Consider the following 23572-nt stretch of genomic DNA (forward strand, 5'->3'; position numbering starts at 1 on the left):
TGCAATTTCAAACGCGCCCTAAATGCCGCCTGACCTTTCAAACAGCAACCCCCGCATTCACCTTTGCAAAAATACTCCCGCCGGAGGCATCCGGCAGATCATTCAAACAAATCGCTCTGATTTTTGCGCGGATCAGGGGCTGCCAGCCCCAAATGCTGCCAAGCTTTTCGCGCCAACATACGCCCACGCGGAGTGCGCTGGATCAGACCTTGTTGCAACAGGAAGGGTTCAATGACTTCTTCGATGGCATCCCGACTTTCACTGAGCGCAGCAGAGATGGTCTCCACCCCAACCGGACCACCGGCATAGTTTTCGGCAATGAATGTCAAATAGCGACGGTCAGCCCCATCAAGACCCAGATGATCCACGCCCAATCGGGTCAGAGCACCGTCAGCGAGTTTTTTGGTGATGACCCCGTCGCCTTCGATCAGCGCAAAATCCACCACCCGGCGCAACAAACGACCTGCAATTCGGGGCGTCCCCCGCGAGCGCCGCGCAATTTCGCGCGCGCCGCCTTCTTCCTGCGCAACGCCCAACTTGCGGGCATTCCGCGTCACGATCTCATTCAACTCATTTTCCGTATAGAACTGCAGCCGCGTCGGAATCCCGAAACGGTCCCGCAAAGGCGTGGTCAGCAATCCCAAACGTGTCGTGGCCCCGACAAGCGTGAAGGGTTGCAGTTCAATTCGAACCGTGCGTGCAGCGGGGCCTTCGCCGATCACAAGGTCCAGTTCAAAATCCTCCATCGCGGGATAAAGGATTTCTTCGACAACCGGGTTTAGGCGGTGAATTTCGTCGATAAACAGCACATCGCGCGCTTCGAGGTTGGTGAGGATCGCTGCCAAATCCCCAGCCTTGGCCAGCACAGGACCAGAGGTCATACGAAAGTTCACCCCCAACTCGCGCGCCATGATTTGTGCAAGCGTGGTTTTCCCCAAGCCAGGAGGACCATGAAACAGCGTGTGATCCATGGCCTCGCCGCGCTGTTTTGCAGACTCGATAAAGACGCGCAGATTGGCACGGGCTTCGGCCTGACCAATGAACTCACCAAGGCCCTGCGGGCGCAGGGCGCGGTCGGCATCCTCGGGGCGCGGTTCCGGTCGGAGGGTCGGATCAGGGCTTTCCATCGATTATCCCTTCGGCGCGAGCAAGCGCAGAGCCGCGCGGATCAGGCCCGCAGTGTCCAGATCAGGATCTGTACCCGAAGCTTCAGCGACGGCAGCGGCGGCATCGCCCGGCCCATAACCGAGATTAGAGAGCGCAGATAGTGCCTCTGCCTGAGCTGCGATACCCTGCCCCTTCGCTGCAGACGCTTTGGGTGCAGACGCCGGCACAACCGGCACCTCCTCAAGCACGTCCTCTGATGCCGGCGCGTCGCCTTGGGCCGCAGCAAGCGATCCGCCCAAAGCCATGACAGCGGGGGCTTTGTCTTTCAATTCATGCACCACACGCTGCGCGGTCTTGGGACCAATACCTTTGGCAGCTTTAATGGCGTTGATATCGCCCAAGGCGATCGCCCGCCCGACGCCTTCTGGTCCAAGCGTGCCAAGGATCGCCAGGGAGGCCTTTGCCCCAATGCCCTGCACCGAAATCAACAGGCGATGCCATTCTTTTTCAAGTAAGGTGGTAAAGCCAAAAAGCTGCAAAATGTCTTCGCGCACCAGCATCTCTGTAAACAGGGCGACAACCTCTCCGTTGCCCGGCAGTTCCATCAGGGTACGGTCAGAGCAATAAACGATATAGCCGACACCCCGCACATCGATCAGCACGTGGTCGGTTGCCCGGTACTCAATGCGGCCTGTGATTTTCCCGATCATGCGCTAGCTTTCTTCAGGGCGGCTTCCCAGCTGCTGCTGGCGCGCGCGTAATGGGCGTGGCACATGGCGATGGCTAAGGCATCTGCCGCGTCGGCCCCCGCGATTTTCACACCGGGCAGTTGCAGTTTCACCATATGCTCAATCTGGTGCTTTTCAGCGTGGCCCACACCCACGATTGTCTTCTTGACCTTGTTGGGCGCATATTCCCCGATCACCAAACCCGCCTGCGCGGGCACCAGCAGCGCGATCCCGCGCGCTTGACCAAGTTTCAGGGTGGCAACACCGTCTTTGTTCACGAAAGTTTGTTCGATGGCGGCATGGTCGGGTTGGAACCGGTGCACCACATCGGTCAGCTGTTCATGCAAAGACAAAAGCCGCACCGCGAGGTCGCTTCCGACCGAATGACATATCCCGTTGGCCACATGGCTAATACGGCTGCCTGCAACATCGATGATCCCCCATCCCATGTTGCGCAAGCCTGGATCAATCCCCAATACACGCATATCTGCTCCTGCCTTTGCGGCCTTTTGCAAGCCCTAGCACAAAACAAGAACGTTCGCCAAGCGACTTCGCAACTTGGGCCGCAGCACAATACGGGTTCGGTGCAAATTTGCGTCATGCAGAGAGCGCAAGCACAAAACCCAGCCTTCGCGGGACGATCATAGGATTTGCACAACTTTCGCCCTAAACGCCCAAAATTAAGGCATGCAAAAAACGCAGGGCGGGCATGAAATCTTGTCGATTGTGGCGCGCGGTCAGTCCTCCTAAATGCAGGTCAAGACACCGACCATGACCAAATAGAAGGATTATCGATATGGCCGCATTTGAAACCACTCGTGTGCACCAAGCTTCCGCTGGCCAATTTGGCCAGTTCTTCTCTGCACTCATCTCCAACGTCATCAGCTGGTACGAAGTGCGCAAAACTCGCGCTGCTCTGTCCAAACTGTCTGACCGTGAGCTGGAAGACATCGGTCTGCTGCGCCGCGACATTCATTCCATCACCTAAGCCTTAGGCAAAAGGTGATTGATCAGCGTCAAAGCTGATCGCAACAAAAAAGCCGCGATACCCCTCGCGGCTTTTTTGCAATCTACATACGGGTTCAGCGCTGAACAAATACGCGTCATTGCGCCATTCACCCGCGTCACTTGTTACATACTCGTTAATATACCAATGCAGCTCTAAGAAATTGTGGCAGTGCCTTTCGGCAAACGCATCACAGCATATCGCGCAGGTGTGCCGCGACCAGAACCGAGACCGGATCAGGCTGCATCGTCCAGGCACCAATGGCAGAGACTGTCGTTTCGGACTGGTGCAGCTTATCGAGCTTGGCGGCATAAACGCCATCGCCCAGCTGGGCCATCAAGGCCCCTTTTAGGCCAAAAAACCCAACGAGTAGGACCATCAAGCCAGTGTAAGGCACACCCCGCTTTTCGCGGTAGCCGCGGACAATCACGTAGCCGTCGTTGTCAACAAATGCGGAGCGGGTGCGTCTGAGAGACGTCTTGCGCTTTGCGTTCAGTCGACGCAGGCGCAGTGAGAATTCATCACGTGGATCAGCCATGGCAGCACACTTCGTTTGGCCCCCACCAAACAAGGCTACATTGCCCCTAAATTGTGGCAAAAATTGGGCAAACATGCGCAATTTTCACAAAAGCGCCTCATTCCAACCGTGTTTGAGGCCTAATTCCGCGCAAGGGAGCAAAAAAGGCGGCCCATGGCCGCCTTGTGGTTTTCTCAAACTGATGATTCGCCTTAGCGGCGCTGCAACGTCAGCGTTGTCCAATCCCCGATTTCTTCGCGCGTATGGACCGCAAAGCCATTTGCGTCATAAGCCGCAACAACTTCATCTGCCTGCTCATTCAAGATGCCTGACAGAATGGCGTAGCCGCCTGTCGCGATGTTTGCGCCCATCTCTGGAGCGAGGCCTATAAGCGGAGCTTTTAGGATATTGGCAAAGACCAGATCATAGGGCGCTTTGGCTGCGAGATCAGGATGGCTGAACCCTGCGGCTTCAAGACAGATCACGCGCCCGGTCAGATAATTGGCTTTCACGTTGGCCTCTGCCACATCGACAGCCACCTCATCAATATCGCTCGCCAAAACAGGGTTCGGCCAGATTCGCGCAGCCGCCATGCCAAGAACCGCTGTCCCGCATCCGATGTCCGCCACGTTCTGACCTACAAATCCTTCGTTCGCCAGCCGGTCCAAGGCCTTCAGGCAGCCCAAAGTCGTCCCGTGATGCCCGGTGCCAAAGGCCATCGCAGCCTCAATCAACAGGGGTTCGCAATTTTCTGGCACCTGATCCGCATCATGGCCGCCGTAGACAAAAAAGCGCCCCGCCTGAACGGGCGAGAGTTCTCGTTTGACATGCGCAACCCAGTCTGTTTCGGGCAGTTCAGAAACGGCAAAAGGCTTGATGTCAAAGGCCGCTTCCAGCAACGCCAAAGACGCTGCATCTGGTTCCTCGGTGAAATAGGCGCCGACTTCCCAAAGCCCAGACCCATCTTCGATCTCAAAGACGCCGACACCCGTTGGTTCCGGGTCAAGATTCTCCATCGCGGTGCCAAGCCGGTCTGCTTGGTCTTTGCCATTTACGGTGGTCAGGGCGGTGAAGGTCGGCATCTGTAGATCCTTGTTATAGGTTCCTGCGGCCTATGCGGGGGCCGCCCAAAGGTCAAGCGTCGAGATCATTCCGCCGGGATTGGCACAACGCTTTGCAGACGTGTTTCATTGCCCTTGTAGGGATGCCGCGGGATCAAAAGTGCCAGAAGGAAAGAGACCATCGCCATCGCGGCCGCGGCCGCAAAAACCGCCTCTGGAGAGTGCAACCACATGATCCCCAACAGGACGGGCAAGAACACCGCTGCAATATGATTGATGGTAAAGGCGACCGCCGCCGTCGGCGCGATGTCTTCTGGGTCGGCGATTTTTTGGAAATAGGTTTTCAGCGCCAGCGCCATTGAGAACAACAGGTGGTCCACAACATAGAGCACCATGGCCAGCATCACACCCCAGCCAAAATAGTAGATGCCACCATAGGCAAGAAAGACAACGACCAGTCCAAAATACTCAAACAGCAGCGTGCGCTGTTCGCCAAAGCGGCTGACGACCCCGCCGATCAGGGGGCCAAACAGCATGTTGGCGACCAAGTTGATCAGATAAAGGCTTGTCAGTTCATGCACATCAAAGCCGAATTTCTCGACCATCATAAAGCCCGCAAAGACCACAAAAATTTGACGCCGTGCCCCCGCCATGAACTGGAGCGCATAGTAAAGCCAATAGCGCTTTTTCAGCACCATCCTTTTGACCTGTGGCGTCGCGCTTTCAAATTGCGGATATGCCAGCAAAGCGACAACAGCAATTATCAGCGTCGCACCGCCAGACAACAGAAAGACCTTGTTGAAGCTGAGCCCAAAAGTCTCCCATGTCATAATCAACGCCACGTAGACGACCAAAGTCGCGGCCGAACCCATCGCCGTCAGCCAACCCAGCACCTTTGGCGCGTGCTTTTTGTCGAGCCATTGCAATTGTAGGCTTTGATTGACGGTCTCGTAGTAGTGAAACCCGATCGAACTTAGCAACGTGATCATCATTATGCCGCCAAGCGTCGGGAACCACGCGGTGACGGCTGTTGCAGCGCCCAGCAGGGCCAGTGACAATAGGCCCAAGATTTGCTCTCGGATAAAAATGATAAGGAAGATGACCCCAACAGCAAGGAATCCGGGGATCTCACGCACCGTGTGCAAAAGGCCGATGTCAGCCCCGTCAAATGCGGCGACTTCGATGACGAAATTATTGAGCAGCGCAAGCCAAGTTGAAAATGCCACAGGCATGCCCGCCGCCATCAAAAACAGCAGGACAATTGGCTGTCGCCACCAAGGCAAATGCCTCGTGTCTCCTAGGTTGATCCTTTTCATCATGCGCCCTCTTTACGCATCATTCTGGGGCTTGGCGAGAGGATAGAACGCGCAATTCTGCACAGATTGGTCTGCAAATCTGCCTTGTGCTGAGATCAGTAAAACGACTGGGGATCGATATCGACGGCCAGACGTATGTCTCCTTTGATTTGGAACTGCCCAATCCATTTCGCGACAGCGGCTTGAAGCGGCGCGGCTTTGTCCGCTTTGACCAAAAGCCGAACGCGATGACGCCCCCTAATCCGAGCAATCGGCGCGGGCGCTGGCCCGTAGACCTGCGCCCCGATCTGGCGCAGCGCACCATCATTGCGCGCCAGTGCGTTGCCAAGATCAAAGACCTGCCCCACGTCTGTGGACGACAGGATGATCCCCGCCATACGCCCATATGGCGGCACACCGGCATGGCGGCGCTCATTGGCTTCGGCTTGCCAAAAAGCGTCTTCATCGCCTGCCAAGATGGCGCGGATCACAGGGTGGTCTGGCTGATGGGATTGTAACAGGGCCACGCCCTTGCGTTCTGATCGCCCAGCGCGACCTGCAACCTGCCGGATCAATTGGAACGTCCGCTCTGCCGCCCGTAGGTCTGACCCCTGCAACCCAAGGTCGGCATCTATCACCCCCACCAACGTCAGCAGTGGAAAGTTGTGCCCTTTTGCCACCAATTGCGTGCCGATAATGACATCCGCTGCCCCATCCGCGATGGCCTTGATGCCTTCTTTCAACGCGCGTGCCGATCCGAAGAGGTCCGACGACAAAACCGCCAGCCGGGCCTCGGGGAAAGCGGCCTTGGCCTCTTCGGCCAAACGTTCCACACCCGGCCCGACGGCGGCAAGTTTGCCTTCGACCTCACAACTGGGGCAGGCTTCGGGCATAGGTTTGCTTTCGCCACATTGGTGGCAGAGCAACCGCTTGAGAAAACGGTGTTCAACCATGCGCGCATCGCAATTGTCGCAGCCAATCTGATGGCCACATGCCCGGCAGATCGTGACCGGTGCATAGCCACGGCGGTTGATGAACAAAAGCGACTGTTCGCCCTTGGCGATCCGCGCTTCGACCTCAGACCGCAGACTTGGCGAAATCCAAGTGCCTGATGGCAGGTCCTCCACCCGCATATCGATCGCCCGCATCTCTGGCATCACCGCAGGACCATAGCGCGACGTCAGCTCGATCCGATGATACTTTCCGGCATCTGCATTGGCCCAGCTTTCAAGGCTTGGGGTGGCAGAGGCCAAAACCACGCTTGCCCCCACAAGACTGGCGCGCAGCACGGCCATGTCGCGCGCATTATAAAGCACGCCATCATCTTGCTTATATGATGTGTCATGTTCCTCATCGACGACAATCAGGCCGAGGTTCTGAAACGGCAGGAATAAGGCCGAGCGTGCGCCAATCACAATCTGCGCACCACCCTGCCCGACCATTTTCCAAATGCGCCGCCGTTCGGTCATCGTCACGCCTGAGTGCCATTCTGCCGGTTTTGCGCCAAACCGCGCTTCGACACGGTCCAAAAACTCGGCCGTCAGGGCAATTTCCGGCAAAAGGACAAGCGCCTGTCTTCCGACGCGTAGACATTCGGCGATGGCCTCAAGGTAAACTTCGGTTTTGCCCGACCCTGTGACACCGCGCAAAAGGGTCGTGCCATAGGCCTCGCGCCGGATTTCCGCCACCATATGGGCGGCGGCCTCGGCTTGGTCGGGCGTCAGGGTTTTCGCGCCATAGTCCGGGTCCATGCGCGCAAAGGGCAGATCGCGCGGCGTGTTTTCCTCGACCACAGCGCCCAATTTCACAAGGCCCTTAACGACGGATGAGGTCACCCCCGCCATATCCGACAGTTCTTTCAGCGTGAAAGACAAGCCGCCATAATCCCGCAGGGTTTCCAAGACGCGCGTGCGGGCGTCTGTCTTGCGATCAGGTTCCACATCCCCCAAACGGTAGACCTTTTGCATTGACGGCGGATTTGACAAGCCTGGTGCACGGGTCGCCAGCCGCAGCATATTAGGCATGGAGGTCAGCGTATATTGCGAGGCCCGCTCCAAGAAAGACCGCATCTCCCCCCGCATCGGTGCCACGTCCAGAACCTTTATGACAGAGCGCACCTTTGCCGGGTCCCAATCTCCACGACCCTTGCCCCAAACCACACCCAAAACTTTGCGCGGTCCCAATGGCACTTCGACAAACGCGCCCAACCAACACCCGCCCACCGGCGCTTTGTAATCCAAAACGCGATCCAGCGGCTGCGTGGTCAGCACCCCGACCAGGGCACCTTCGTCAAAGAAATCTGTCTGCTCCAAATTCACCATCCAAAGGGGTTCCAGCACCTCTTACTATGAGGTAAACGAGAGCCAATTGAAGGCCAACCCATCAAAGGACCTGCCCTATGAAATTCTTCGTTGATACCGCTGAAATCGACGCCATTGCTGAACTGAACGATCTGGGCATGGTGGACGGTGTGACCACAAACCCATCGCTGATCAAGAAATCTGGCCGTGACATTATCGAAGTCACCAAGGAAATCTGTGATCTGGTCGACGGTCCGGTTTCTGCCGAGGTCACCGCAACAGACGCTGAAACCATGATTGCCGAAGGCCGCAAGCTGGTTGAGATCGCCGAAAATATCGCCGTCAAAGTGCCATTGACTTGGGACGGCCTAAAAGCCTGCAAAGCGCTGTCAGATGACGGTCACATGGTCAACGTAACGCTGTGTTTCTCGGCCAATCAGGCGCTTTTGGCGGCCAAAGCGGGCGCGACGTTCATTTCCCCGTTTATTGGGCGTTTGGATGATATCAACCTGGATGGCATGGACTTGATCGCGGACATCCGCGACATCTATGACAACTACGGCTTCGAAACCCAGATCCTTGCGGCTTCCATTCGTTCCGTAAACCACGTTCTGGAAAGCGCGCGCATTGGCGCAGACGTGATGACAGCGCCGCCTGCTGTGATCAAATCCATGATCAACCACCCGCTGACTGACAAAGGCCTGGATGCCTTCCTGAAAGACATCGCTGCAGCGGATATCAAAATCCTCTAAGCAACGGCCTTCACCTTTGCAAAAATACTCTGGGGTGAATGCGCATCGCGCAGAGGGGCAAGGCCCCTCCCCCAACCCGCGCAATTAACCGCGCCTTTGCCAAAAAAATGCAGAAATCCTGGGCACCTTCTGCTAAGGTCCCAGAAAATAAAATTGGCACGAGCATGACCAAACAAGCACAGATCGAAGAGACCCTTCGGGAGAAAATCATTTCCACGCCGGAACTGATCCTGGATGACCAAGACTTGATGACCGCGTTGATCGCGGCAAATGAAAAGGCCATGGGCGGCAATATCGTCGACCTGCGTGGCATCGCCATGGATCGGCTTGAGGCGCGGTTGGACCGGTTGGAAGACACCCACCGCAGCGTGATCGCGGCGGCCTATGAAAACCTGGCAGGCACCAATCAGGTGCATCGCGCCATCCTACGTATGATGGACCCGTTGGAGTTCGAAACCTTCCTCAAGGACCTAGATGGCGAAGTCGCTGACATTTTGCGTGTCGATGCGGTACGGCTGGTGCTGGAAACCGAACAGACCGAAGACGACCCGAGCGTCCGCAAACTTGGCGCGGTGCTGTCGGTGGCGGAGCCCGGTTTTGTCGAGGCTTACCTGACATTCGGGCGCAATGTGCCTGCGCGGCAAGTAACTCTGCGCCAGATTGAATCAGGCGCGCATGAAATCTTTGGCGACAAAGCGCCTTATGTTCGGTCTGAAGCCTGTCTGAAGCTTGACCTTGGCAAGGGCCGGCTGCCCGGCATGCTGGTCATGGGCGCCGAAGACCCGCACCACTTCACGCCGCAACAGGGTACAGACCTTTTGTCGTTCTTCGGTGGCGTCTTTGAACGCGCGATGCGGCGCTGGCTCTCGTGATATCGGCCGCCGCAGCCAATGCCCGCGATAAGTGGCTGGAGGCTGAAAAGGCCCTGAAAGGCGCGTCGGAAAACACGCTGAACGCCTATTTCATTGATGTTACTGAATTCCTTGCATTTATTTCCTCCTATCAGGGCGACCAACAGGGCATCGCGCCCCTGTCACGCCTGACAATCCGGGACATGCGGGCCTGGATGGCAGAGATGCGCAAGGGCGATCTTTCTGCCCGCTCGTTGGCGCGGAAACTTTCTGCCGTCAAAAGCTTCTTCCGCTGGCTTGCGGAACGCGAAGGCTTTGATCCAACCGCAGTGCTATCGACCCGCGCGCCGAAGTTTCAGAAAAAACTCCCCCGTCCCTTGGCGCCAGAGGCTGCGCAGGCCGTGATTGACACGGTTGAGTTGCAGTCGCGACATGCTTGGGTCGGGGCACGCGACACGGCGGTTGTCACGCTGCTTTATGGCTGCGGCCTACGCATTTCCGAAGCATTGGGACTTGATCGGCGTGACGCGCCGCTGCCCGAGGTGCTGCGCATTCTGGGCAAAGGCGGCAAAGAGCGGCTGGTTCCCGTTCTGCCTGCCGCGCAGGAGGCCGTTGACGAATACTTGCGGCAATGCCCCTACGCTCTGGCTGAGGATGGTCCCTTGTTTATTGGGGTTCGTGGACGGCGGTTGAGCGCGCGACAAATTCAGGCCGTGATGCAAAATGTACGCATGCAGCTGGGTCTACCGGCGACGGCCACCCCGCACGCGATGCGCCACAGCTTTGCAACACACCTGCTAGAGGCGAGCGGCGACCTGCGGTCTATTCAGGAACTTTTGGGGCATGCGTCTTTGTCGACTACGCAGGCCTACACCGCTGTCGACACGGCGCGGCTGATGGATGTCTATCAGAAGGCACACCCCAAAGCCTGAGGCGATTCCCCCTGAAGGCCCCGGCATGCAGCCTTTGTTTGGCTGAGGGTCATCACGATTTGGGCAGCGCGTTGCAACGACTGTTTCAATTTGTGAGCGACGCATAAAAAATAATCACGCCAATTGTCGCCATGAATCGCAGGCTTCTCAGGTTGGGAACGAAAGCCGCACCTTGGCAGTTGATCCTTTAAACCCGCGTTCCACGCCCACCCGAATATCCCAAATAAGCGCAAAGAAATATGCCATTCGCGCACTAAGTCTCAGAATTCGCCGGACATGGATTGCGTGAACGTAAACCGACCGTTCGCTGCGTTAAAGCCATCCAAAGAGATTTCAGCGCACCGTGATCGGGAACACGATTTATTGAGCATCTCTGGCAAATCACAAGATGTGCCACAGATTAATATAGAAAGATCAGAGTTTTTCGTGTACCCTGAGGGTATAAACATCGACCGAAAAGCATAATGGCTTCAATAACTTCCCGGAAATTCGGGTGGTGAAACCGGTCGGCCCAAAGTGGCAACATCGAGCTAACTCTGAACAATCTCGCAGTCTGCGGTTGCCACAAATGTTCGGCACCACTGACCTACGCAGGCTGCATTGACACCATAACCCGAGGAGGACTCCGGGCTTAACTCGTAATCAGAGGGGAATTCACATGAAGGATATCGTCGAGCTTTTTGCGGAACAGTACTCCGGCGCACGCGATGAAGAGATGCCTTTGCAGGACTATTTGCTGGCTTGTCGCGATGACCCGGGCATGTACGCGAATGTCGCAGAGCGCATGCTGACTGCGATTGGCGAGGAACAGCTTGTTGATACCTCCAAGGATTCCCGATTGGGTCCCATTTTCCAAAACCGGACCATCAAACAATACGCGGCCTTCAAAGATTTCTACGGGATGGAAGACACGATTGAACGGATCGTGGGTTACTTCCGCTACGCTGCGCAGGGTTTGGAAGAACGCAAGCAGATCCTCTACCTTTTGGGGCCTGTAGGCGGCGGCAAATCTTCACTTGCAGAACGCCTGAAACGGTTGGTCGAAGAGCAACCTGTCTATGTGCTTAAGGCTGGCGATACGCTTTCCCCGATCTTTGAAAGCCCGCTGGGCCTGTTTGACCCTCTGAAAATGGGCGACCTGCTGGCAGAGGAATACGGGATCGCCAAACACCGGCTGCCCGGCCTGATGTCCCCATGGGCCGTGCGTCGGTTGGATGAGTTTGGCGGCGATATCTCCAAATTCTCGGTTCAGAAAATCTACCCATCTCGTTTGCGCCGTATCGCCGTTGCCAAGGTGGAACCGGGCGATGAGAACAATCAGGACATTTCGACCCTTGTGGGTAAGGTCGATATTCGGATGCTGGAACACTTCAGTCAGGACAACCCAGATGCCTATAGCTTCTCTGGCGGGTTGAACCGCGCGAACCAAGGTATTCTTGAGTTTGTTGAGATGTTCAAAGCCCCGATCAAGATGTTGCACCCGCTGCTGACGGCGACGCAAGAAGGCAACTATATGGGCACGGAAAGCTTTGGCGCGATCCCGTTTAGTGGCTTGATCCTTGCCCATTCGAACGAAAGCGAATGGCAGCAGTTCAAGAACAACAAAAACAACGAAGCCTTCATTGACCGCGTCAGCATCGTCAAAGTGCCCTATTGTTTGCGGGTCAGCGATGAGGCGCAAATCTACCATAAACTGTTGGAGAACTCAGAACTCAGCGAAGCACCCTGCGCACCTGAGACGCTGAAAATCCTGTCTCGATTTGCGGTCCTCAGCCGGTTGAAACCGCATGAGAATTCAAACCTTTACAGCAAGATGCGTGTCTATGACGGTGAGAGTCTGAAAGACACGGACCCGAAGGCAAAAACCGTTCAGGAATATCAGGACACGGCAGGCGTGGACGAAGGCATGAACGGCATCTCAACTCGTTTTGCTTTTAAGGTGCTGTCAAACGTCTTCAACTACGACACGCAAGAGGTTGCCGCTGATCCGGTGCACCTGATGTATATCCTTGAGCAGATGATCAAGCGCGAGCAGTTCCCGAAAGAGACCGAGGCGCAGTATCTGGAATTCATCAAAACCGAACTTGCGCCGCGCTATGAGGAATTCATCGGTAATGAAATCCAGAAAGCCTACCTAGAAAGCTACACGGAATACGGACAGAACGTCTTTGATCGCTACATCGCCTATGCGGACGCGTGGATCGAAGAGCAGGACTATAAAGACACCGACACCGGCCAGCTTTACAACCGCGAGATTTTGGATGCCGAACTGTCCAAGATCGAAAAGCCCGTCGGCATCGCGAACCCCAAGGACTTCCGCAACGAGGTTGTGAAATTTGCGCTGCGTCACCGGGCCAACACCGGTCAGAACCCTCCGTGGAACTCTTACGAGAAACTGCGCGATGTGATCGAGAAGCACATGTTCAGTCAGGTCGAAGAACTGCTGCCTGTCATCAGCTTTGGCAGCAAGAAAGACAGCGACACGGAAAGCAAACACATGGAATTTGTCCAGCGGATGAAGACCCATGGCTACACAGAGCGGCAGGTCCGTCGCCTTGTTGAATGGTACATGCGTGTGAACAAAGCGGGGTGATCGCGGACAATGCATCATTTCATCGACAGACGCGCCAACCCCAAGGGCAAAAGCCTCGGAAATCGGCAACGGTTTCTAAGGCGTGCGCGTGAAAACATCAAGAAGATGGTCGACAAATCCGTGCGGGACAAATCTGTTACGGGTGCCGATCAAGCCGATGGTGAGAAGGTCACAATCCCCGCAAAGGGCATCAAAGAGCCGTTCTTTGCCAATTCTCCCAAAGGCGGGTTTCGCCAGCATGTCTTGCCGGGCAACAAAGAATTTGTCGTCGGCGACACGATCCCCCGCCCCAAAGGTGGCGCGGGCGGAACGGGAAAAAAGGGATCAGAGGATGGCGAAGGCGAAGACGGGTTCTCCTTTACGCTGACCCGCGATGAATACCTTGAGATATTGTTTGAGGGTCTGGAACTCCCTGACTTGGTGAAGAAAAACACGGTTGAGACAGAAACCGTCGGCACGCGCCGTGCCGGGCTGACGACGGCCGGGACGCCAAACAATCTGAACCTTGTGCGCACCATGCGTAACTCTTTGGGGCGGCGCATTGCGCTACAACGCCCGTCTTCCTTGGCGTTCAAAGCGCTGCAGGACGAATTGGCAAGCCTTGAGAGCATCGAAGACGAAAGCGAGGATCACACAGCCCGCATTATGGAGTTGAAGGAAAAGCTGGCAATTATGGATCGCCGCCGCAAACTTGTCGGATATATTGACCCGATTGACCTGCGCTTTGACACGACCGTGCCTGAAAAAATCCGCAGCTCTCGGGCGGTGGTTTTTTGTTTGATGGACGTCTCAGGCTCTATGCAGGAACGCGAAAAGGACCTCGCGAAACGCTTTTTCATGCTGCTGCATCTGTTTCTGGAACGCGCCTATGAGCACACGGAAATTGTGTTCATTCGCCACACGCACCAAGCGCAGGAAGTGGACGAAGACACGTTTTTCTATGCACGTGAAACCGGCGGCACGATTGTCAGCACCGCTTTGACCAAAATGCGCGAAATCATTGATGAGCGATATCCGACAGATGAGTGGAACATCTATGGCGCGCAGGCCTCTGACGGGGAGAACTTTGGCAACGACAGCGTGAAATGCAAAGACCTGCTGTTTGATGCGCTGATCCCGGTTTGCCAGTATTACGCCTATGTCGAAATCGTGGGTGAGAACGACGAAAAGCTGCTGAACAACCGCGAAGAAGGGGCTGACCTGTGGCAGAACCTGCGCGAAGTCGATCAGACTTTCCCACAGTTTGAAATGCGTCGTGTGGCGGAGCCGGGGCACATTTACCCGATCTTCCGCGATCTTTTTGCTGCGAATAAGGAGAAGGCCGTATGAGCAAACTCTTATTTGATGGTCCGGAATGGACGTTTGAGTTGCTCTCTAAGGCCCATGACGCAATCGAAGAAATTGCAATCGAGGATTTGGGCTTAGACGTTTACCCAAATCAGATTGAGATCATCAGCTCCGAGCAGATGCTGGACGCCTATAGCGCGGTCGGCATGCCGTTGATGTATCAGCATTGGTCCTATGGCAAACGCTTTGCCCGCGACGAGGCACTGTACCGCACCGGGCGTCAGGGGTTGGCCTATGAAATCGTCATCAACTCGAACCCCTGCATCAGCTACAATATGGAAGAAAACACCATGGCGATGCAGACCTTGGTGATGGCGCATGCGGCCTTTGGGCATAACCATTTCTTCAAGAAAAATTACCTCTTCCAGCAATGGACGGATGCGGCGGGCATTCACGACTATTTGGCCTTTGCCAAAAATTTCGTCGCCAATTGCGAAGAGCGCTATGGCATTGATGCGGTTGAGGAAATCCTTGATGCGGCCCATGCCCTGCAAAGCCAGGGGGTCTTTCGCTATGGGCGCCCTCCCCGCCCGAGCAAAGAAGAACTTCAGGCGATGCAGCGGCAGCGGGATGGTTATGAAAGCCAACAGAGCGTGTTGGAGCTTTGGGCAGACAACACCCGCCGAGCGCGTAGCGATGACCCCTCTGGCGAGGACATCGGTTTGTCAGAGCGTCGTGGTAAGATGAACCTGCCGCAAGAGAACCTGCTTTATTTCTTGGAAAAACATAGCCCGATCTTGCAAAGCTGGCAGCGCGAGTTGCTGCGGATTGTGCGCTATATCGCTCAATATATGTACCCGCAGAAACAGACCAAAGTGATGAACGAGGGCTGTGCGACTTTCACCCATTACTACATCATCAATCGGCTGCTGGAAAAAGGTCTGATCAGCCAAGGCGCCTATATGGAAATGATGCACAGCCACACCAATGTGGTGCTGCAGCCGGAATACGATGATCCACGCTACGGCGGGCTGAACCCCTATGCGCTTGGCTTTGCGATGATGCAGGATATCAGGCGCATCTGCGAAGAGCCGACCGACGAAGACCGGGAGTGGTTCCCAGAGATCGCGGGCAATCCCGACTGGAAGACTGTGATGCGAGATGCCTGGGCAAACTACCGGGATGAAAGTTTCATCCTGCAGTTCCTGTCGCCCCACCTTATTCGCAAGTTCAAACTGTTCATGCTGTCTGACGACGCGAAACAGCCCAATCTGGTGGTCAGCAATATCCACAACCGGCAGGGCTATCGCAATATCCGCTCGGCTTTGGCGCGATCTTATGATCTAGCCTATCTGGAGCCGGACATTCAGGTCGAGGATGCCGATCTGTCAGGCGATCGGGAATTGAAGCTGACCCATGTGGTCAGAAACGGCATCAACCTTGATCCAGCCAACCGTGATGAGGTGCTGAGACACCTGCGTCGTCTATGGGGCTATGACGTCAGTATTACCGCCCGCGACAGCGGCAGCGGGGCGAGGATTTCACATGCATCAACCGCAGCATAGCTAAAGGAGGCGCGATGGCGGCTAGAACGGGATATCAGTTGAAGCAGTTACGAATTTGGCCACGACCTTTTTTTCACCGGCCTTGTCAAATTCAATCACGAGTTTATCACCCTCGATTTCCATGATTTCACCATAGCCAAACTTCTGGTGAAACACGCGGTCCCCCACCGAATAGCTTGAGACCGCTTCGAGATCGATAATGGTGTTTTTGCTTTCCTTCGGTTGGCTTAGCCCCCGTTGCCCTGCCCGATCTTGCATCCGTTTCCAACCCGGCGAGTTATAGGTATTGGCCGATTGCACCCGGTCCTGAATGCCACTGCCGAAATCCCCCGCCGCACCGCTATGACCGCCACCGTAGATACCGGGTGCCGTCAGCACCTCGACATCTTCTTCCGAGAGTTCATCAATAAATCGGCTTGGCATCTGCGATTGCCATTGCCCAAAGACGCGCCGGTTCCCCGCAAAGCTGATCGTACAGACCTCTTCGGCGCGGGTGATGCCCACATAGGCCAAGCGCCGTTCTTCTTCGAGGCCCTTAAGCCCGCTTTCATCCATTGACCGTTGCGAGGGGAACAGGCCGTCTTCCCAGCCCGGAAGGAACACAACCGGGAATTCCAAACCTTTGGCCGCGTGCAGCGTCATGATGGAAATCTTGGCGTCCGCGTCGTCGCTTTCATTGTCCATGACAAGGCTAACGTGCTCCAGAAAACCCTGCAGGTTGTCGAAATTGGCCAATTGCCCGACAAGCTCCTTGAGGTTTTCAAGCCGTCCCGGAGCCTCGGGTGTTTTGTCGTTTTGCCACATCGAAGTGTAGCCTGATTCATCAAGGATGATCTCGGCGAGTTCCGTGTGGGGCATGTTGTCCCCAGCCGGTGCAAAGCGCGTTGCCGATTGTGTTGTGCCTTCGTCGATGACTTCATCGTCATTCAGTGGTATTTCCACCTCGCGCTGGATGCCAAGGCCACGCCAGCGGTCGATGCCGTCGATCAGAATGCGCAGTTCCTTGGCCCCCTTGCCACCGATCCCTTTGCTGTCGAGCAGTAGCCGCGCACCTTCGACCAACGACACACCATTTTCACGCGCAGCCGTTTGGATTTTCTGTACGGCCACATTGCCCAACCCACGTTTCGGGGTGTTCACAATGCGCTCAAAGGCAAGGTCATCCTCGGGGCTGGTGACCACGCGAAAATAAGCCATGGCATCGCGGATTTCCATCCGCTCATAAAAGCGCGGGCCGCCGATGACGCGGTATGGCAGGCCAATGGTGAGAAAGCGATCTTCGAACGCGCGCATTTGGTGGGAGGCGCGGACGAGGATGGCCATATCTTCCAAACCGTAAGGCTTCATGCCGCGCGTGCCGGTTTGCAGCGCTTCGACTTCTTCGCCGATCCAACGCGCTTCGACCTCGCCGTCCCAATGGCCGATCAGACGAACCTTTTCGCCCTCTTCCTGCTGGGTCCAAAGCGTTTTGCCCAACCGGTTTTCATTGCCGGAAATCACCGAGGACGCGGCGGCGAGGATATGGGGGGTTGAGCGATAGTTCTGTTCCAGCCGCACCACATGCGCGCCGGGGAAATCTTTTTCGAACTTCAGGATATTGCCCACTTCTGCCCCACGCCAGCCGTAGATCGACTGGTCATCATCGCCGACGCAGCAGATGTTTTTGTGTTCTTTTGCCAAAAGGCGCAGCCAAAGGTACTGGGCGACGTTGGTATCTTGGTATTCGTCCACAAGGATGTAGCGGAACCAACGTTGGTATTGCTGCAGAATGTCCGGGTAGTTTTGGAAGATGACCACAACGTGCAGCAAGAGGTCGCCGAAATCGACGGCATTCAACTCACGCAGGCGGGTTTGGTACTGTGCATAGAGTTCCCCGCCCCGATTGTTAAACGCCCCCGCATCTGCGGCGGGCAAACGTTCCGGCGTCAGGGCTTTGTTTTTCCAAGCATCAATGAGTGAAGCCAGTTGGCGCGGCGGCCAGCGCTTTTCATCGATATTGGCCGCTTGGATCAATTGCTTCAAAAGCCTGACCTGATCATCGGTGTCCAAAATGGTGAAATTAGATTTCAACCCAACCAGTTCCGCATGACGGCGCAGCAGTTTTACGCAGATCGAGTGGAACGTCCCAAGCCAAGGCATCCCCTCAACCGTTTGACCCAACATCCGACCCACGCGATTTTTCATCTCACGTGCGGCTTTATTGGTAAAGGTCACGGCCAGAATTTCGTTGGGGCGCGCGCGGCTTGTGTTCAGCAGGTGCACAATCCGAGACGTCAGCGCCTTGGTTTTCCCAGTGCCCGCCCCGGCCAGCATCAGAACCGGTCCATCCAGCCTCTCAACCGCTTCGCGTTGGGCTGGGTTCAATTCGTCCAGATAAGGCGACGGGCGCGCTGCCATTGCGCGGGCCGCCAAAGAAGCCCCTTCAAAGGCATCGAATTCATCAAAACTGCTCATGCGCAGACATTACAGCGAACGCGCAGCTAGGAAAAGCCATGTTCTGGTCTTGTTCTCAGCAACAGGTATGAAATCTTTTGCGATCGGGCTCAGATGTCGGGAAACCTAGGCGCAGGGTCGATTTGGACACCTTGCGGGACTGCACTGCCAATAGATTTTGAGGGGAACGCAGCTTGATCAACGCAGAGTCATGCGCTTTAGATTGTTCACAAGCCGCTTGCCCGAGAAGGCGCACGGAAACCCGTGGAAAGTGAGTTGACATTTAAGTCAGCATAGCTGCCTTAATTTTTGACGCCGCGCCGCAGAAAATTGCAAAAATTCGGAATTTATTTCGCCGATGACGTTTTTTGGGTAGCAAACCGGACAAAATACCTGACTATCCGTGCAAATTCCGTACTCCTTGGTATTGATTCAGCGTGTTTTCGCGGTTTAACCAAGGCACACAAACGCGCTTACTCTGGAAAGGCCCCATTCTGATGGCAGACTTCAAGAAAATTCTGGTTGCAAACCGAGGCGAGATTGCGATCCGCGTGATGCGCGCGGCGAACGAAATGGGAAAGCAAACCGTCGCGGTCTATGCCGAGGAAGACAAGCTAAGCCTGCACCGCTTTAAAGCGGACGAAGCCTATCGCATTGGCAAGGGCATGGGGCCGGTGGCCGCTTACCTGAGTATTGACGAAATCATCCGCGTCGCCCGCGAGTGCGGCGCAGATGCGATCCACCCCGGCTACGGCCTTTTGTCAGAGAACCCTGATTTCGTCGATGCCTGCGCATCGAACGGCATCACCTTCATCGGCCCAAAAGCAGAGACGATGCGTGCCCTAGGCGACAAAGCATCGGCCCGCAAGGTAGCGATTGAAGCAGGTGTGCCCGTCATCCCAGCGACCGAGGTGCTGGGCGATGACATGAAGGCCATCAAGAAAGAAGCGGCTGAGATTGGCTACCCGTTGATGCTGAAAGCGTCTTGGGGCGGCGGCGGTCGCGGCATGCGTCCGATCATGGACGAAAGCGAAGTCGAAGAGAAAGTTCTGGAAGGTCGCCGCGAAGCGGAAGCCGCCTTTGGCAATGGCGAGGGTTACCTCGAAAAAATGATCACCCGCGCGCGCCACGTTGAGGTGCAAATCCTCGGCGACAAGCACGGCGGCATGTATCACCTGTTTGAACGGGATTGTTCCGTTCAGCGCCGCAACCAGAAAGTGGTTGAACGCGCGCCTGCCCCCTACCTGACCGAAGAACAGCGCGCCGAAATCTGCGAGCTGGGCTACAAGATCTGTAAGCACGTGAACTATGAATGTGCGGGCACGGTCGAATTCCTGATGGATATGGAAAGCGGCAATTTCTACTTCATCGAGGTGAACCCCCGCGTTCAGGTGGAACACACTGTGACCGAAGAGGTCACCGGCATTGACATCGTGCAATCACAAATCCTGATTGCCGAGGGCAAAACCATCGCCGAGGCAACCGGCAAAGCCAGCCAAGAAGACATTTTCCTGAACGGACACGCTCTACAGACACGTGTGACGACCGAAGACCCGCTGAACAACTTCATCCCGGACTATGGCCGCATCACTGCCTATCGTTCGGCGACCGGCATGGGCATCCGCCTGGATGGCGGCACCGCTTACGCTGGCGGCGTGATCACGCGTTACTACGACTCGTTGTTGACCAAGGTTACCGCCTGGGCACCGACGCCAGAGAAAGCCATCAAACGTATGGACCGCGCGCTGCGTGAATTCCGTATTCGCGGCGTTTCGACCAATATTGCGTTTGTGGAAAACCTGCTGAAGCACCCGACCTTCCTTGATTATTCCTACACCACGAAGTTCATCGACAACACGCCAGAGCTCTTCAACTTCAAAAAGCGCCGTGACCGCGGCACCAAGGTTCTGACCTATATCGCGGATATTACCGTGAACGGGCACCCGGAAACCGAAGGCCGTGCTGCGCCTGCGGCGGACCTGAAAATCCCTGTCCCACCGGCGAAAAAAGCAGAGCCAGCCTATGGCACGCGCAATCTTCTGGAACAAAAGGGACCGAAGGCAGTCGCTGACTGGATGAAGCAACAGAAACAGTTGCTGCTGACCGACACCACCATGCGCGATGGTCACCAGTCTTTGTTGGCTACGCGCATGCGCTCGATTGATATGCTGCGTGTCGCGCCAACCTATGCCGCGAACATGCCGCAGCTTTTCTCGATGGAGTGCTGGGGCGGCGCCACCTTTGACGTGGCCTATCGCTTCTTGCAGGAGTGCCCGTGGCAGCGCCTGCGCGACCTGCGCGCAGCCATGCCAAACCTGATGACGCAGATGTTGCTGCGTGCGTCCAACGGCGTTGGCTACACGAACTACCCTGACAACGTTGTGCAATCTTTTGTGGCCGAAGCCGCCAAGGGCATCGACGTCTTCCGCGTGTTTGACAGCCTGAACTGGGTCGAAAACATGCGCGTCGCGATGGATGCTGTCATCGAGGCCAACAAGGTCTGCGAAGGCACCATTTGCTACACCGGCGATATTCTGGACCCGAACCGCGCCAAATATGACGTGAAATACTACGTCAATATGGCGAAGGAACTGGAAGCCGCCGGTGCGCATGTTCTGGGCCTGAAAGACATGGCGGGTCTCTTGAAGCCGGCGTCGGCCAAGGTGCTGATCCGTGCCCTGAAAGAAGAGGTCGGCCTGCCGATCCACTTCCACACACATGACACCTCTGGCATCTCTGGCGCGACCGTTTTGGCCGCAGCAGACGCCGGTGTGGACGCCGTGGATGCGGCGATGGACGCCTTCTCTGGCAGCACTTCGCAGCCGTGCTTGGGCTCCATTGTCGAAGCGCTGCGCAACACAGACCGCGACACCGGCATCGACATCGCGGCAGTGCGGGAGATCAGCGAATACTGGGAAGGTGTGCGCGCGCAATACGTGGCGTTTGAAAGCGGCACCCCGGCCCCCGCGTCCGAGGTCTACTTGCACGAAATGCCCGGCGGTCAGTTCACCAACCTGAAGGCGCAAGCGCGCTCAATGGGGCTAGAAGAGCGCTGGCATGAGGTGGCGCAGACCTATGCGGATGTGAACCAGATGTTTGGTGACATCGTTAAAGTGACGCCATCTTCCAAAGTGGTCGGTGACATGGCGCTGATGATGGTTAGTCAGGGCCTGAGCCGTGCGGATGTGGAAAACCCCAAGAAAGACGTGGCCTTCCCGGATTCTGTTGTCGACATGATGAAGGGCAATCTTGGTCAGCCAGCAGGCGGTTTCCCGGAAGGGATCGTTGCCAAGGCTTTGAAAGGGGAAAAGCCAAACACCGAACGTCCGGGTAAACATTTGGAGCCTGTTGATCTGGAAGCCACCCGTGCCGATCTGTCGAAGCAACTCGAAGGCTTGAAGATCGATAATGAGGACCTGAACGGTTACCTGATGTATCCAAAGGTCTATTTGGATTATATGGGGCGTCATCGTCAGTATGGCCCGGTCCGTGTTCTGCCCACCAAGACGTTCTTCTACGGGATGGAACCAGGCGAAGAGATCTCGGCAGAGATTGATCCGGGCAAGACGCTGGAAATCCGTCTGCAGGCCGTCGGTGAAACCAATGAGGACGGTGAAGTCAAGGTCTTCTTCGAACTCAACGGTCAGCCCCGCGTCATCCGCGTGCCAAACCGTCTGGTGAAATCAGCGACGGCGGCGCGTCCAAAGGCCGAAATCGGCAACGCCAACCACATCGGTGCGCCGATGCCGGGTGTTGTGGCCTCTATCGGCGTCACCGCTGGCCAGAAAGTGCACGAAGGCGATCTGCTGCTGACCATCGAAGCCATGAAGATGGAAACCGGCATCCACGCCGAGCGTGATGCGGTCGTCAAAGCCGTGCACGTCACACCGGGCGGTCAGATTGATGCGAAGGACTTGCTGGTCGAACTGGAGTAAGCCAAAGTCCATGCTATGAATAAGCTACGGTTCCAGCGAATGGGCCGTAGCTTTTTTTATGGAAATTTCGCAATGACGCAAAATGAAGAAACACCCAAAACTTTATGGCATTACACCACTGCAAATACACTTGCGGATATTCTAAGGTCCCAATGTTTGTTGGCGACTGACTTTAGAGATCTCAATGACGCAAAAGAGATCGTTCATGCGATCGAAATCATAGAAGGTTTTGACAAGCTCCGAAGACACGGTCCAACGAATGCGTTTATTTTTTCTGAGAACGTGGAAGCCGCCTACAAATCAATTGTTGAAGATTTCAAGACGCGCTTTGCGTACGGTCAAGTTATTTGCTTTTCCAGCAAACCTGACGACCTGACAATGTGGCGCGGCTATGGGAGGGTTGTGAGCGGCGTCCCGAGTGACAGCGTGGCGATAGGCTTTGATGTTTCTGATCTGCGGCGGCTCTGCGGCGAAGGCATCAAAGTAGAGGAATCTCTCGAATCCAATATCCTGAAGAACAAAATGCTGGGCTTCTCTGGTCCACATGAGGTCAATTATCGCGGAGGATCAGGTCCTGAAATTATGAACAAACTAATCGATGCGGAGCGCAACGAAACATCTCCGTTCGAACTGCACAATGAGTTAGTACGTAAACTATCGCATTTTGCGATGACCCATAAAGATTCAGGCTTCGAAGCAGAAAACGAGTTCCGTATCTTCACAAATCAAACCGCAAATTCTTCAAACATCCGAATGGATAATTGCGAATTGATTGGGCCTGAATACAGGCTAAAGTTTCAACTTAGCCCAAGCCAAAACGCAATTTCTCAGGATTTGAATTCTCCGCTCGCTATACGGGAAATAATAACCGGCCCCGGCGCAAATCACGACAAGATCAAACGGTTCTGCGAGGCCTATTTTTTCACTTTGACACCCAGCCCACCGACCGTGATTAAATCCAAAGTCCCTTTCCGATAAGCAATTGCTGTACACCAGTGCTTTTGCAACGTTCTTTTGGTGTTGCCGCGTGATATCGAACTAGCTGTGCCTAATTCTTCGGGGATTTTTTGATCAGCTACGTTTTTTCCCTTGCAGCTGCGCGAGGGATTGCCTAAATCACGCCTCACTCAACGGTGCGGGCGTAGCTCAGGGGTAGAGCATAACCTTGCCAAGGTTAGGGTCGGGCGTTCGAATCGCCTCGCCCGCTCCA

At 55.6% G+C, this 23572-nt stretch carries 17 protein-coding genes and 1 tRNA gene; 10 read left to right on the forward strand and 8 right to left on the reverse strand.

The genetic code is table 11. The features are described 5' to 3' along the window. Nucleotides 1-98: 98 nt before the first annotated feature. The 3 genes from ruvB to ruvC are packed head-to-tail and all read right to left on the reverse strand — an operon-like array spanning nucleotide 99 to nucleotide 2320. Entirely contained in the window at nucleotides 99-1127 is a 1029-nt protein-coding gene (ruvB, locus tag BUA39_RS03935; RefSeq protein ID WP_072791173.1) for a Holliday junction branch migration DNA helicase RuvB, read from the reverse strand. 3 nt (nucleotides 1128-1130) lie between these two features. After that, nucleotides 1131-1817, reverse strand: a complete 687-nt coding sequence (gene ruvA, locus BUA39_RS03940) for a Holliday junction branch migration protein RuvA (protein WP_072791174.1) — start codon at nucleotides 1815-1817, stop codon at nucleotides 1131-1133. After that, complete coding sequence (gene ruvC / locus BUA39_RS03945) at nucleotides 1814-2320, reverse strand: crossover junction endodeoxyribonuclease RuvC (RefSeq protein WP_072791175.1); 507 nt, start codon at nucleotides 2318-2320, stop codon at nucleotides 1814-1816. The genes ruvA and ruvC overlap by 4 nt, the downstream gene beginning before the upstream one ends. 311 nt (nucleotides 2321-2631) lie before the next feature. Between ruvC and BUA39_RS03950 the strand changes: the two genes are divergently transcribed. Then, entirely contained in the window at nucleotides 2632-2823 is a 192-nt protein-coding gene (locus tag BUA39_RS03950) for a DUF1127 domain-containing protein (protein ID WP_072791177.1), read from the forward strand. A 208-nt stretch (nucleotides 2824-3031) separates the two neighbouring features. On the opposite strand, the gene BUA39_RS03955 is transcribed toward BUA39_RS03950, so the two are convergent. The 4 genes from BUA39_RS03955 to BUA39_RS03970 form a co-directional block, all read right to left on the reverse strand. Further along, complete coding sequence (locus BUA39_RS03955; protein WP_131814562.1) at nucleotides 3032-3379, reverse strand: hypothetical protein; 348 nt, start codon at nucleotides 3377-3379, stop codon at nucleotides 3032-3034. Between the two features lie 191 nt (nucleotides 3380-3570). After that, the gene (locus BUA39_RS03960; protein WP_072791181.1) at nucleotides 3571-4440 is read right to left on the reverse strand and encodes a 50S ribosomal protein L11 methyltransferase; all 870 of its coding nucleotides are present in this window, start codon (nucleotides 4438-4440) and stop codon (nucleotides 3571-3573) included. Between the two features lie 65 nt (nucleotides 4441-4505). After that, complete coding sequence (locus BUA39_RS03965) at nucleotides 4506-5738, reverse strand: MFS transporter (protein WP_072791182.1); 1233 nt, start codon at nucleotides 5736-5738, stop codon at nucleotides 4506-4508. 92 nt (nucleotides 5739-5830) lie between these two features. Beyond that, complete coding sequence (locus BUA39_RS03970; protein WP_423219925.1) at nucleotides 5831-8026, reverse strand: primosomal protein N'; 2196 nt, start codon at nucleotides 8024-8026, stop codon at nucleotides 5831-5833. Nucleotides 8027-8112: 86 nt separating this feature from the next. Between BUA39_RS03970 and fsa the strand changes: the two genes are divergently transcribed. From fsa to BUA39_RS04000, 6 genes are all read left to right on the forward strand, one after another. Then, nucleotides 8113-8766 carry a fructose-6-phosphate aldolase gene (gene fsa, locus BUA39_RS03975; protein WP_072791186.1) on the forward strand — a complete coding sequence of 218 codons (654 nt, stop codon included), beginning with the start codon at nucleotides 8113-8115 and terminating at the stop codon, nucleotides 8764-8766. 164 nt (nucleotides 8767-8930) lie between these two features. Beyond that, nucleotides 8931-9638 carry a DUF484 family protein gene (locus BUA39_RS03980; RefSeq protein ID WP_072791726.1) on the forward strand — a complete coding sequence of 236 codons (708 nt, stop codon included), beginning with the start codon at nucleotides 8931-8933 and terminating at the stop codon, nucleotides 9636-9638. Further along, complete coding sequence (locus BUA39_RS03985) at nucleotides 9635-10549, forward strand: tyrosine recombinase XerC (protein ID WP_072791189.1); 915 nt, start codon at nucleotides 9635-9637, stop codon at nucleotides 10547-10549. The genes BUA39_RS03980 and BUA39_RS03985 overlap by 4 nt, the downstream gene beginning before the upstream one ends. A gap of 658 nt (nucleotides 10550-11207) precedes the next feature. Next, on the forward strand, nucleotides 11208-13142 hold the full coding sequence (locus BUA39_RS03990; RefSeq protein ID WP_072791191.1) for a PrkA family serine protein kinase: 1935 nt from the start codon (nucleotides 11208-11210) through the stop codon (nucleotides 13140-13142). A gap of 9 nt (nucleotides 13143-13151) precedes the next feature. Then, the gene (locus tag BUA39_RS03995) at nucleotides 13152-14471 is read left to right on the forward strand and encodes a YeaH/YhbH family protein (RefSeq protein ID WP_072791193.1); all 1320 of its coding nucleotides are present in this window, start codon (nucleotides 13152-13154) and stop codon (nucleotides 14469-14471) included. Beyond that, nucleotides 14468-15994, forward strand: a complete 1527-nt coding sequence (locus BUA39_RS04000; RefSeq protein WP_072791195.1) for a SpoVR family protein — start codon at nucleotides 14468-14470, stop codon at nucleotides 15992-15994. Before BUA39_RS03995 ends, BUA39_RS04000 begins: the two co-directional genes overlap by 4 nt. Nucleotides 15995-16015: 21 nt before the next feature. On the opposite strand, the gene BUA39_RS04005 is transcribed toward BUA39_RS04000, so the two are convergent. Then, nucleotides 16016-18448 carry an ATP-dependent helicase gene (locus BUA39_RS04005; RefSeq protein WP_072791196.1) on the reverse strand — a complete coding sequence of 811 codons (2433 nt, stop codon included), beginning with the start codon at nucleotides 18446-18448 and terminating at the stop codon, nucleotides 16016-16018. 476 nt (nucleotides 18449-18924) lie between these two features. Between BUA39_RS04005 and BUA39_RS04010 the strand changes: the two genes are divergently transcribed. The 3 genes from BUA39_RS04010 to BUA39_RS04020 all read left to right on the forward strand — a co-directional run bounded on the left by BUA39_RS04010 (nucleotide 18925) and on the right by BUA39_RS04020 (nucleotide 23572). Continuing rightward, a complete protein-coding gene (locus tag BUA39_RS04010; RefSeq protein ID WP_072791198.1) occupies nucleotides 18925-22362 on the forward strand; it encodes a pyruvate carboxylase in 3438 nt (1145 codons plus the stop codon). A gap of 72 nt (nucleotides 22363-22434) precedes the next feature. Then, the gene (locus tag BUA39_RS04015) at nucleotides 22435-23340 is read left to right on the forward strand and encodes a DUF2971 domain-containing protein (protein WP_072791200.1); all 906 of its coding nucleotides are present in this window, start codon (nucleotides 22435-22437) and stop codon (nucleotides 23338-23340) included. A 157-nt stretch (nucleotides 23341-23497) separates the two neighbouring features. Then, a tRNA-Gly gene (locus BUA39_RS04020) sits at nucleotides 23498-23572 on the forward strand.

It is taken from the genome of Cognatishimia maritima, from assembly GCF_900129685.1.
Classification (GTDB): Bacteria; Pseudomonadota; Alphaproteobacteria; order Rhodobacterales; family Rhodobacteraceae; genus Cognatishimia; species Cognatishimia maritima.

Bases quoted from the DNA above. Each gene is read 5' to 3' on its own strand.
- ruvB (WP_072791173.1), bottom strand. From the start codon at position 1,127: ATGGAAAGCCCTGATCCGACCCTCCGACCGGAACCGCGCCCCGAGGAT.
- ruvA (WP_072791174.1), bottom strand. From the start codon at position 1,817: ATGATCGGGAAAATCACAGGCCGCATTGAGTACCGGGCAACCGACCAC.
- ruvC (WP_072791175.1), bottom strand. From the start codon at position 2,320: ATGCGTGTATTGGGGATTGATCCAGGCTTGCGCAACATGGGATGGGGG.
- BUA39_RS03950 (WP_072791177.1), top strand. From the start codon at position 2,632: ATGGCCGCATTTGAAACCACTCGTGTGCACCAAGCTTCCGCTGGCCAA.
- BUA39_RS03955 (WP_131814562.1), bottom strand. From the start codon at position 3,379: ATGGCTGATCCACGTGATGAATTCTCACTGCGCCTGCGTCGACTGAAC.
- BUA39_RS03960 (WP_072791181.1), bottom strand. From the start codon at position 4,440: ATGCCGACCTTCACCGCCCTGACCACCGTAAATGGCAAAGACCAAGCA.
- BUA39_RS03965 (WP_072791182.1), bottom strand. From the start codon at position 5,738: ATGATGAAAAGGATCAACCTAGGAGACACGAGGCATTTGCCTTGGTGG.
- fsa (WP_072791186.1), top strand. From the start codon at position 8,113: ATGAAATTCTTCGTTGATACCGCTGAAATCGACGCCATTGCTGAACTG.
- BUA39_RS03980 (WP_072791726.1), top strand. From the start codon at position 8,931: ATGACCAAACAAGCACAGATCGAAGAGACCCTTCGGGAGAAAATCATT.
- BUA39_RS03990 (WP_072791191.1), top strand. From the start codon at position 11,208: ATGAAGGATATCGTCGAGCTTTTTGCGGAACAGTACTCCGGCGCACGC.
- BUA39_RS03995 (WP_072791193.1), top strand. From the start codon at position 13,152: ATGCATCATTTCATCGACAGACGCGCCAACCCCAAGGGCAAAAGCCTC.
- BUA39_RS04000 (WP_072791195.1), top strand. From the start codon at position 14,468: ATGAGCAAACTCTTATTTGATGGTCCGGAATGGACGTTTGAGTTGCTC.
- BUA39_RS04005 (WP_072791196.1), bottom strand. From the start codon at position 18,448: ATGAGCAGTTTTGATGAATTCGATGCCTTTGAAGGGGCTTCTTTGGCG.
- BUA39_RS04010 (WP_072791198.1), top strand. From the start codon at position 18,925: ATGGCAGACTTCAAGAAAATTCTGGTTGCAAACCGAGGCGAGATTGCG.
- BUA39_RS04015 (WP_072791200.1), top strand. From the start codon at position 22,435: ATGACGCAAAATGAAGAAACACCCAAAACTTTATGGCATTACACCACT.